The organism is Methylophilus sp. UBA6697, assembly GCF_002454655.1.
In the GTDB taxonomy this organism is placed as follows: domain Bacteria; phylum Pseudomonadota; class Gammaproteobacteria; order Burkholderiales; family Methylophilaceae; genus Methylophilus.
The window spans coordinates 1-11130 of the sequence record NZ_DKJH01000011.1 but is presented as its reverse complement, the minus strand read 5'-3'; the positions used below and the strand labels follow the sequence as shown (position 1 = coordinate 11130).

Annotated in this window: 8 protein-coding genes and 1 pseudogene; 8 read left to right on the top strand and 1 reads right to left on the bottom strand. The window is 53.5% G+C overall.

The genetic code is table 11. The annotated features are described in order from the left end of the window. Positions 1–22: 22 nt before the first annotated feature. Entirely contained in the window at positions 23–1099 is a 1077-nt protein-coding gene (locus B3355_RS04070) for an alpha/beta hydrolase (protein WP_292780457.1), read from the bottom strand. Positions 1100–1395: 296 nt separating this feature from the next. On the opposite strand from B3355_RS04070, the gene B3355_RS04065 reads away from it, so the two are divergent. The 8 genes and pseudogenes from B3355_RS04065 to B3355_RS04030 form a co-directional block, all read left to right on the top strand. Then, complete coding sequence (locus B3355_RS04065; protein ID WP_292780454.1) at positions 1396–4464, top strand: ExeM/NucH family extracellular endonuclease; 3069 nt, start codon at positions 1396–1398, stop codon at positions 4462–4464. Positions 4465–4533: 69 nt separating this feature from the next. Beyond that, the gene (locus B3355_RS04060; RefSeq protein WP_292780451.1) at positions 4534–5301 is read left to right on the top strand and encodes a PEP-CTERM sorting domain-containing protein; all 768 of its coding nucleotides are present in this window, start codon (positions 4534–4536) and stop codon (positions 5299–5301) included. 51 nt (positions 5302–5352) lie between these two features. Next, on the top strand, positions 5353–7650 hold the full coding sequence (locus B3355_RS04055; protein WP_292780449.1) for a 5'-nucleotidase C-terminal domain-containing protein: 2298 nt from the start codon (positions 5353–5355) through the stop codon (positions 7648–7650). 34 nt (positions 7651–7684) lie between these two features. Continuing rightward, positions 7685–8197, top strand: coding sequence for a PEP-CTERM sorting domain-containing protein (locus tag B3355_RS04050; RefSeq protein ID WP_292780447.1), 513 nt, complete (start codon positions 7685–7687; stop codon positions 8195–8197). 162 nt (positions 8198–8359) lie between these two features. After that, complete coding sequence (locus B3355_RS04045; protein WP_292780444.1) at positions 8360–10036, top strand: DUF2341 domain-containing protein; 1677 nt, start codon at positions 8360–8362, stop codon at positions 10034–10036. A 9-nt stretch (positions 10037–10045) separates the two neighbouring features. Beyond that, complete coding sequence (locus tag B3355_RS04040) at positions 10046–10456, top strand: ExbD/TolR family protein (protein WP_019883051.1); 411 nt, start codon at positions 10046–10048, stop codon at positions 10454–10456. Between the two features lie 3 nt (positions 10457–10459). After that, entirely contained in the window at positions 10460–10864 is a 405-nt protein-coding gene (locus B3355_RS04035; RefSeq protein WP_019883050.1) for an ExbD/TolR family protein, read from the top strand. A 2-nt stretch (positions 10865–10866) separates the two neighbouring features. Further along, a pseudogene (locus tag B3355_RS04030) lies at positions 10867–11130 on the top strand (TonB C-terminal domain-containing protein); the annotation flags it as partial.

Here is an 11130-nt window from a genome sequence, read left to right as displayed (position 1 = left end):
GGGCGTTTTTATTTCTGTGTGATTAATGTATTTTCCCGTTGCCAGCAAAGGCCTTGCGTAACTCACCAATCGCAAACACCTGTGCTTCCCTGGCTTTGGCGACGACATCGGCCATGCCAAAAAACTCATGGGTGACGCCATCAAAATGGCGATAACTCACAGGCACACCATCTTGTTGTAGCCGTTCGGCAAATGCGCGTCCCTCCTCATATAAAGGATCAATTTCCGCCGTGATGAGGGTGGTGGGTGGGAGTGCTTTGAGGGACGTTGCCTTGTCTGGTAACGCATAAGCGCTATCAGCCTCTGTGGCTTGGCTGTCGTGTTGAAAAAACCACTGCATCATGGCGGCATTCAGCGGTTTGGCATGGGCATTGTCCGTATAGGACGCATTCTGCGTATCGTTATTGACCAGCGGATAAATCAGTAATTGATGGATCGGCAGGGGTACATCCTTGTCGCGCGCCATCAGTGACGTCACCACGGCAAGATTGCCGCCAGCACTTTCCCCGGCGACGGCGATGCGCTGGTGGTCGCCATTCAATTCTCCTGCATGTTGTCGCAGCCATTGGTAGGCTGCGAATGCTTCATCGGGCTGGATCGGGAATGGGTGCTCGGGTGCCAGGTGATAATCAACCGCGACCACGATGGCGCGTACACCTTGTGCGAGCGCAAGAATCGATGCCTCATAAGTTTTGCTGTCGGCAAGCACAAAACCACCGCCGTGAAAATACAGGATGATCGGAAACGGTCCTTCGCCTGCCGGGGCATAGACATGGGCAGGAATGTTACCGAGTGGCCCGCCGGGCAGGCTGATTTCTTTGCTGGATACCTGTGCGGTGGCTGGGAATTGACCTCGTTCTTGCAACACGCGCTTGACGGCATCTGCCGGTGTTGGTTGCTCGCGTGCTTCAGCAGGCGACAGGGTTTCAATCGGTTTGCCACCTAGCGCGGTCAATGCATCCAGTACCAATTGCATGTCCGGGTCGGCTTGGGGTGGTTCAGGGAGAGGGGGCATCATTTCCGCCAAAGGAGCTGCACCTTCAATGCTTGGCACGAGGGCGACGACCTTGTCGAGTAAAGATTCATGTGTGTTTGCCATTGGTGTCCTTTCTTGCATACATGGTTCTAAAGCTCACACTGTAAGCGGCTCACTTTTTTGTCGGTATCAGGCATTGCGCAATCTCATGTAGGACAAGCCATCCGGCACGCTTTTGGTGCATGTGACTAGTAGGCAGGTCTGGTCATTGACCAAAAACTGTACCAATTGCCGCGGATTTAAGGTGGTTTTCTAGTCCGACCTGCCTAGCGTGTTGGTATGAAACTTAACATTGACAGCAATATAGATTGCTAAAGTATTCAGGATTTTATCGAGTCATAAAAACTTCGGAGTCCTGAATGAAATTTAAAAAAATGCATTGGGCGCTAGCCTGGCTAGGCCTGTCTTCCCTGAGTCTTCCTGTATATGCCGAGGTGGTCATTAGCCAGATTTATGGCGGCCAGGGCAGTGTCTATAACCAGGACTTTGTTGAATTATTCAATGCTGGTGCAGCCGCGGTGAATATCAATGGCTGGTCTGTGCAGTATGCCAGCGCGACTGGCAACGGTAATTTCTCTGCCAACGGTGTGACTGCGCTGTCTGGCATGTTACAGCCTGGCCAATATTACCTGGTGGGCTTGCGCAGTGCGGCCAATGGCCTGGCATTGCCTACGCCTGATGTGGGCAATAACGCTACCGACATGAGCGGCACGAATGGCAAAGTCGTGCTGGTAAATAATAACACTGGCCTGGCCTGTAACGGTGGCTCTGTGGTGTGTAGCCCGGCTCAGCTGGCACAGATTGTGGACCTGGTCGGCTACGGCACGGCCAATTTCTTTGAAGGGGCTGTTGCTTCGGCAATCAACAGCAGCACCGCTTTGTTACGCAAAAATAATGGCTGCCAGGATACCAACCAGAACGGCAGCGACTTTGTGACAGGTGCACCTGCGCCACGTAACAGCAGCAGTGCGGTGAACGTGTGTGGCGGTGGTACGGGCACCAATCAGCCGATTGTGACTTCTTGCCCGGCAGTGACTTTGCAAGTGGGCGAAGCGGATTCGGTATTGCTGCAAGCGTCTGATGCGGACAGCGTCGTCAATGCGGCAACCTTGTCAGCCTCTGCGCCAGCCGGTATTACATTGAGCAACTTTGTCGCCGCGGGCAGTGATGGTCAGTCAGCCAGTGCGAGCTTGCAACTGGATGGCAGCCTGCCAGCGGGTAACTATGCTGTTGACGTGCAGTTTGCCAACAACGAAGCGCAAACGGCCACGTGCAGCGTGAGCATCAATGTACAAAGCAGCAGCATTACCCGTATTTTCCAGATTCAGGGCAGCGCCTTGGGCGTGGACTCAGTGAGTCCACTCAATGGGCAGACCGTGACCACTGAAGGTGTGGTGACGGCTGTGTTCCCGGGTTTGAATGGTTTTTACATGCAAGATGCCAGCGGCGATGGCAATCCACAGACTTCTGACGGTATTTTTGTTTACCTGGGTTCGGGCGTGACACCGACGGTGAGCAAAGGCCAGAAAGTCCGCATGACCGCCAGCGTGACAGAATTCAACACCATCACCGAGCTGATCAATATCAGCGGCTTGCAGGTGTTGAGCAGCAACAATGTGATTCTGCCAACAGACATCACATTGCCGGAAGTGACCGAAGGCGATCTGGAAGCCTATGAGGGCATGCTGGTGCGCATCACCACGCCAATGACAGCTTCACAGAATTACTTTCAGGGACGTTATGGTCAGGTGACCTTGTCTGCAGATGGCCGCATGATCAAGCCTAGCAATATTTATCCGGCCAACTCAGCGGCTGCCGCACAACTGGCAGATGAAAATGCCCGCCGCCGCCTGGTGCTGGATGATGGCAGCAGTGTACAAAACCCCAACCCGATTCCATTTATCGGCGAAGACAATACCTTGCGCGCTGGTGACGTCGTGGAAAACCTGACCGGGGTGATAGATCATGGCCTGATCACTGCATCCAATCCGGGTCCGCGTGACTACAAATTGCATCCGACAGAAGCGGTGCAGTTTAGCCGTGAAAATGCGCGTACAGCGGCGCCTGCCAGTGTAGGCGGCAACGTTAAGGTGGCCAGTTTCAATGTACTCAATTACTTCACTACTTTCACCAACGGTGCCACGGCCAGTGGTCAAAGTGGCCAGGGATGCAGCCTGGGTAATAGCGTATCGGCCTCTAATTGCCGCGGCGCCAATAACCTGGTGGAGTTTAACCGCCAGCGTCAAAAAATTATCCGTGCACTGACTGCGATTAATGCCGATGTCGTTGGCTTGATGGAAATCCAGAATAACGGCACAACTGCGGCACAAAACCTGGTCAATGGCCTGAATGGTGTGTTGGGGGCCAATACTTATGCCGTGATTGCTGATCCAGCCAACGGCACAGGTACGGATGCGATCAAGGTGGCCATGATTTACAAACCGGCCAGATTGACGCCAGCAGGGGCTGCATTGTCTGATGCCAACAGCGTCAATAACCGTCCTACGCTGGCGCAAACTTTTCAGGCAGCCAACGGTGAGAAGTTCTCGGTATTGGTGAATCACCTCAAGTCCAAGAGTTGCTCGGATGCCAGTGGCGCAAACCAGGATCAGGGCGATGGCCAGGGTTGCTATAACCCACAGCGCCTGGCACAAGCCAATCAGCTCACCCAGTTTATCCAGACCGTTAAAAACCAGGCCAACGATCCCGATGTGATGGTGATTGGCGACCTGAATGCCTATGGCAAAGAGGATCCGGTGCTGGTGCTGGAAAACGCTGGCTTGCAGGATCAGATTGCACGCTTTAATCAGCAGGCCGGATATTCCTATGTGTTTGATGGTGAGTCTGGCTACCTGGACCATGCCCTGGCCAATGCCGATTTGGCCACACAAGTTACGGGTACGGTGCACTGGCATATCAACGCAGACGAACCATTTGTGATTGATTACAACACCGAGTTCAAACCGCAAGACCTCTATAGCGACAGCCCTTACCGTTCTTCTGACCACGACCCGGTCATTGTGGGCTTGCAACTGGTGAAGTCTGTGCAAGGTAGCGCGCAGCGTGACACGCTGGTAGGCACACCAGGTGACGATGTCATCACGGGTGGCGTGGGTGCGGACACTATCACGGGCCTCGCCGGACGCGACACCTTTGTCTATCAAAGCATGCGTGATGCGACTGACACCATCACCGACTTTACGCCAGGTGAAGACCAATTGCAGATCAGCGAATTGCTGCAAAGCATAGCTTATACAGGTAGCCAGCCATTTACTGATGGCGTGGCGCGCTGGGTGAGCGTGGCAGGTGGTGTGCAATTGCAAATCGACACCGACGGCACTGCCGGTGCGGCGACTGCCAAACCGCTGGTGACCTTGAAAGGATTAGCCGTGAACCAGCTGGACGCACAAAGGGATGTGCGCTGGTAATTAAATCATCAATAAAACCCTAATCAATCAATACCTTGTTTTTTAAATATCTAGTGAGAGGATAGTTTTATGAAAAAAATCAGTTTAATCGCAGCTTTGTTGCTGTCCAGCCAAGCCAACGCGGCCCTGAATGCCGGTGACATCATGTTCACCGCCTTCAACGCCGATGAAGATGGCCTGTCTTTTGTGACCTTTGTCGATATCGCCGCCAATACCACTATCTACTTCAGCGATAACGAGTGGACAGGCAGTGCTTTCAATACAGGCGAAAGCTACAACCAATGGGTATCCAGTGACGTTGTGAGCGCAGGGTCTGTGGTGCGTTTCTCCGCTTACGACAAAGCCACCCTGTCTGCCTCTACCGGCGTGTTGTCCCGTGTCACTGTCAGCGGCAGCAGCAACTGGGGGATTTCCAATTCTGGCGAAACCGTTTATGCCTACCAGGGTACTGGCGCCACCACGCCAACGACTTTCCTGAGCGCGATTACCAACGGCAAATTTACAACAGATGGTTCTTTGACCAACACAGGTCTGACTGCGGGCGTGAACGCCATTGAACTGACTGCCAAAGCCGGTGCTTCCAGCGAGCCTGACTACGCCGAGTACAACGGTGTGCGTGACGGCCTGAGCAATTTTGCTGATTACAAAGCGCAAGTGGCTAATGTCAACAACTGGAACGTAGACACCGTGAATAACAGTGCTTCTGCAACGTTGATCCCTAACACCACTGCTTTTACTGTCGCAGCGGTGACACCAGTGCCGGAAGCTGACAGCGTAGGCATGTTGCTGGCTGGCTTGGGTGTATTGGCCCTGGTACGTCGTCGTCAATCACGTTAATACTTGAATGAGTGCATGCCGTGATGCGTCACGGCATGTATGGAGAGAGCAATGTTTAAACTGAAACAATTAACGGCTTGCGTGGCGTTGGCATTGACTGCCGGTGCTGCCTGGGCCGAGGGTGTGACGGTGTTACACGTGGGTGACCAGGAAAGCTGGTTGTTGTCTGCGCAAGGCAATTTGCGCGATAACGCTGGTCAGGCCATTTCTTTTTACGGCGGCATTGACCGCCTGGCGTCTGTGATTAAAAATGCAGAAACCGCGGCGACCAGCCAGGGCCGCACTGTACTGAAGTTGAATGCTGGTGATGCATTCTTGCCAGGCCCGCGTTTCACCGCCAGCCTGAACAATCTGGCCAATAGCTACACCGATGGCGGCCAGGATTTTTACGATGCGATTGCCTTGCGCCAAATCGGTTTTGACGCCATGGTGTTCGGTAATCACGAGTTTGACCTGGGCCCGCAAGTGGCTGCACGTTTTGCCAAAGTATCCGGCAGCACCTATCTTTCCAGCAACCTGAACTTTAATGCCACCGCCGAATTCAGCGCCTTAAAAGCCAGTGGTAAGGTTGCGCCTTCCAAAGTGATTACGACCACTGCGGGTCATAAAATCGGCCTGGTGGGTGCAACGACACCTTTGTTGCCGAATATCTCCTCTCCAGGCGCGGTGAACGTGATTGGATATGACGCAGGCAATACTGAAGCGCAAAACTTGCAAGCATTGATCCCGCTGATTCAGGCAGAAGTGAACCGTCTGCGCAGCGAACAAGGCGTGACGACCGTTATCTTGATGAGCCATTTGCAAAATGCCGCGAATGAAATCGGTGTGGTGATCCCAGCCCTGACCGGCGTGGATCTGGTGTTGTCCGGTGGTGGTCATGAGTTGATGGTGGACCCTGATGATGCCCTGATCAATGGTGGCGTGGCAGCGACTTATACGTCACATCCAGTGAATGCCGTCGATGCACATGGCCGTACCGTGCCGGTACTCACCAGTCATTTCGGTAACCGTTATGTCGGCCAGGTCAATTTCACCATTGATGATGCCCATGGCACTTTTGTTGGCATTGAGTCCAGCAAAATGATGCGCGTGACTGGTGCAACGGCCGATGCTGACCGCGTAAGTGGCGATACGGCGATCCAGGCACAAGTAGTGACACCCGTGCTGAACTATATTTCTGCATTAAACGCACAAATCATCGGCACCACTGCGGTGAAATTGAACGGCCCGACACATACCACGTGTGCTGCACTGCCTTGTACCTTTGTGGCTGGCGTACGTAACGCTGAAACCGGCCTCGGTAACCTGGTGGCAGACGCCATGCGATTTGCTGGCAAGACTGAGGTAGCGATCCAGAATGGTGGCGGTATCCGTACCAATATTGCAACAGTGGGCAATGTGTCTATCGGCGATACCTTCAATGTGCTGCCTTTTACCAACCTGGTGAAACGTGCGCCGGCTGTCAATGCCACGCAACTGAAAGATTTGCTGGAACATGGTTATGGCGATACCAGCCCGACTGGCCGCGCCAATGGCCGTTATCCACAAATCTCCGGCATGCAAGTAGTGTATGACAGCCGCAACACGGCCAGAACCACCCAGGGCACGGGCAACCGTATTCAACGTGTGGTGCTGGATGATGGCACTGTGCTGATTGATGGTGGTGTGGTGATCAATAACAGCCGCACATTCTCTTTCACCACGATTGACTTTACTGCTGCAGGCGGCGATGGCTTCCCATTCGCAGCCAATGCCGTGGTATTTGAAGATAGCCCGTTCACCATTACCTACCAGGAAGCTCTGGCCAACTATATCCAGTCACCTAAAGCCGAAGGTGGCCTGGGTCGTCTGAGCAATGCCGATGGCGATGAAGTCACCGGCAACTTGTACGGCCTGGAGAACCAGTATGACAAAAGCGGCCGCCTGATTGACCTGGCCATTGCAACGACCACGCCTGGCGTGACGCGCAACGGCGCTGCCAGCCGCGACGTACTGGTAGGTACTGCCGGAGATGACATCATCAATGGTGGTCTGGGTGTGGATACGCTGACCGGAGGCGCTGGCAATGATGTGTTTGTGTATAGCAGCATGCGAGACGCCGGAGACACTATCACTGACTTCACGCCTTATGCCGACAAGTTACAACTGACAGCTTTGCTGTCTTCACTGGGAATTTCTGCCAATAGCGCACTTAGCGGTGCTTACCTGAGCCTGGTGGATGTGACTGGTGGCGTGCAGGTCATGGTGGACACTGACGGTGCCGCAGGCCCGGCAGTAGCCAAACCATTAGTGACCCTGAAAGGCTTGACCGCGAAACAAGTGTCACCCGCCAGAGATTTCATACTTTAATGTTTACTAAAGGAATTTTGCAATGAATTATTTAATGAAAAAAATCACGCTGGTCGCTTTGCTGGCAACGTCTGTAAGTATAGCCATGCCAGCCCAGGCGGCCATTCAATCCCTGCAGTTTGCAGGTCAGGTGGAGTCTGGTTATTACAATGGCACCAGCTACCAGGGCCAGTTCAGCTTTGATGATGCCGGTTTGCTGGCATCAGGCACTGAGTTGCTCAACCTGAGCAGCCTGAACTTCAATTTCGGTGGCAGCCTGTTTAACCTGGGCACACCAGCATTGGCCGATGCCACTGCCGTATTCCAGGACGGCGTGTTTACTGGCCTGGAGTGGTCTGTGGACTCAAACAGCCCGGCCATTGGCTTTAGCCTAGTAGCTGGTTATGCCGATACTTCAGATGCTTTCTTTGCCTATGACACCGCGTTGGGTTTGTCCGGTACCGGTAGTCTGGCCTATGCCGCCACTGTGCCAGAACCGACACAATCCGGCATGATTCTGGCTGGTTTGGGCCTGATTGGCTTGATCGCTGCCCGCCGTCAATCTTAAGACTACCCACGTCTGCAATGCACGACAAAGCCCGGTTCGCCGGGCTTTTTTTATGCCCCAAAAAAGGATATCAGGCAGGCATAGTCCGACTAGTCCGATCTTAATGTGTCTGCAACATTCGCTCTATAGACTTGCCACTCGAATTAACTCGTCAGCGAAGCTATGAAGAAAAAACTTGGTTTATTGCTTGGATTATTAGGGCTCAGCCTGTCCACGTCCGTGTTTGCCGCCTGGAATGCAGATTGGGCTGCACAACAAAAAATTACGATAGAGACCGCCAATATTAAAGAGGCTGTGAACCAGGCACCGGTACTGGTGCGCCTGCATTCTGGCAACTTTGATTTTACCGGTGCCAATGTAGATGGCGCAGACCTGCGTTTTATCGCTGCAGATGATAAGACGGAACTCAAATTCTCGTTGGAAAAATATGACGCAGTCAATGAGTTGGCTGTGGCATGGGTCGTGTTGCCGCAAGTATCTGCCGCTAATAAAGACCTGGCGATCAGCTTATATACCGGTAACGAAAGTGCCAAGGCAGCCAGCGATGCCCAAGCGCTCAATGACCCGGCCCTGCTGGCGCGGTTTGCTTTTTCAGACAATGCCTTGCTCAAGGATAGCGGCCCTAGCCAGCTGACTGCGAGTGGCAATGCAACGGTGCAAAAGGCCGGTCTGATTGCCGAAAGTGCCACGCTGAACAATAGCCCGCTGACCATCACTTTGCCAATGGCGCCAGTTTTGGCTAATGGTAGCACTTGGTCAGTGTGGTTAAAACCTGCCAACCTGCCGCAAACCGCTGAAATCTTTAAAAGCGGTAACGTCACATTGAAGCTGGAAGGCAGCGCTTTGGCATTGCAGGCAGGAACTGCAAGCACGCAAGCGGGTGAATTAAAGCCTGGCCAGTGGCAGCATATTGCGCTGGTGTTTCAGGGTGGCCAGGCCATTATTTATGTCAATGGCCAAGTCGCAGGCCAGGTGGCGGCCAGCGATGCACAGGCCGCAGCTGGCTTCACGCTGGGTCAGAATCTGAATGCCGAAGTGGACGAGTTGCAACTGGCTGTCACTGCCCGTAGCGCGGCCTGGTTGGCACTGGTAGCGCAATCACAAGGGGCGGATGCCAGTATCGTTAAAGTGACGGCAGCCGACGCTGAAGAAGAGGGCGAGGGTGGCGAAGCCAACTACATGGGCATCCTGATTGATAGCCTGACCGTCGATGCCAAGGTGGTGATTGGCATTCTGGCGGTGATGTTCGCTATCAGCGTCTGGGTGATGATCAGCAAAGCCCGTCTGGTGGTGCGCACCGATAAAGATAATGCCTTATTCCTCAAACGCTTCCAGCAAGCCTCTGCCAAGGACTTGCTGGACTTGGACAAGACCGGCACTTATGCCAATTCCAATCTGTTTGGCTTGTATAAAGCCGGTTTGCGTGAAATTAAAAAACGCGAGCATGACGGCAAAGTACAGTTAAGCGGCGCATCGATTGATGCCATCAAGGCAGCGGTGGATGCCGACCAGGTACGTGAAACCCAACGCCTGAACAGCATGATGGTATTACTCACCATCGCGATTTCCGGGGGGCCTTTCCTCGGCCTGCTGGGGACCGTCGTCGGTGTGATGATCACCTTTGCTGCGATTGCGGCGGCGGGTGACGTCAACGTCAACGCGATTGCGCCAGGTATTGCCGCTGCGTTGCTGGCCACGGTGGCCGGTCTGGGCGTAGCGATTCCAGCCTTGTTTGGGTACAACTACCTGGCCAGCCGTGTCAAAAACATCACCATCGCCATGCAGATTTTTGTCGATGAGTTCATTACCCGCACCGCTGAACTGTACGGTAAGGAATAAGGCCGCGAGATGTCAGAAGGCGTCAAGGAAGAGAACCAGCTCTACGATGAAATCAATATTACGCCCATGCTGGACCTGGCGTACGTATTGCTGGTGATTTTTATCATCATGACTACCGCATCCGTGCAAGGCGTCAAAGTCGATATGCCACACACCGTGAACTCGGCCGCACTGGCTAAACCGCAAATGCGCGCGATCACGGTGACCAGTGACGGCAGTGTCTACCTGGATGCGTTTCCGGTAGATATGGCGCAACTGGAGCAGCGTCTGGCTGAATATAAAAGCAGCAACCCTGAATTGCCCGTGGTGCTTAAAGGCGATGCTGCGGCGCATTATGAAAAGGTGTCTGAAGTGCTCGAAATCTGTAAACGGCTGGACATTACCGAAGTTGGCCTGGTGACCAAGAAAGTGGTGGAGTAAACCATGCAGGTACAAAACGACGCTCAACCTTACGACACCATCAATATCACGCCGATGCTGGATTTAGCTTACGTGTTACTGGTGATTTTTATCCTGATGACCACCGCTGGTGTGCAGGGTCTGACCATGAATCTGCCCAAGCCGTCTAACAAGCCGAGTACCGAAAAACACGATATCAAAATCGTGCAGGTGCAGCAGGGCGGCACGCTGACGATTAATGGTGTTGGTGTGAGCATGGCCGAGCTGGAAACGCAACTCAACCAGGCCAAGGCCATGGACCCCAAATTCAACGTCATGATTAAAGGCCAGGCGCAAGCACCTTATGCCGGTGTGATTGGTGTGATTGATCTGGTCAATCGCCTGCAAATTGAAAATGTCGGCCTGGTCACCGGCAAGATCGGGACATAAGCATGGCATTGCATGAAATGGATGCCGTGGCAGACGAAACACCAGTGCCTACCGCGCGTTTATGGACAACACGCATCGTGATTGCGTTGCTAGTGCTGGCTGTGTTGGCGGGTGCTGTTTATGGCATCAAAAAATTATTTTCAGGGGGCGCTACGCATAAAAAGCAAATCACTACAGTGAAGTTGTTGCCGGATACGCCGCCCCCTCCACCGCCCCCACCGCCAAAAGAGCCACCCAAGGAAACGCCGAAAGAGCAACCTAAGGAA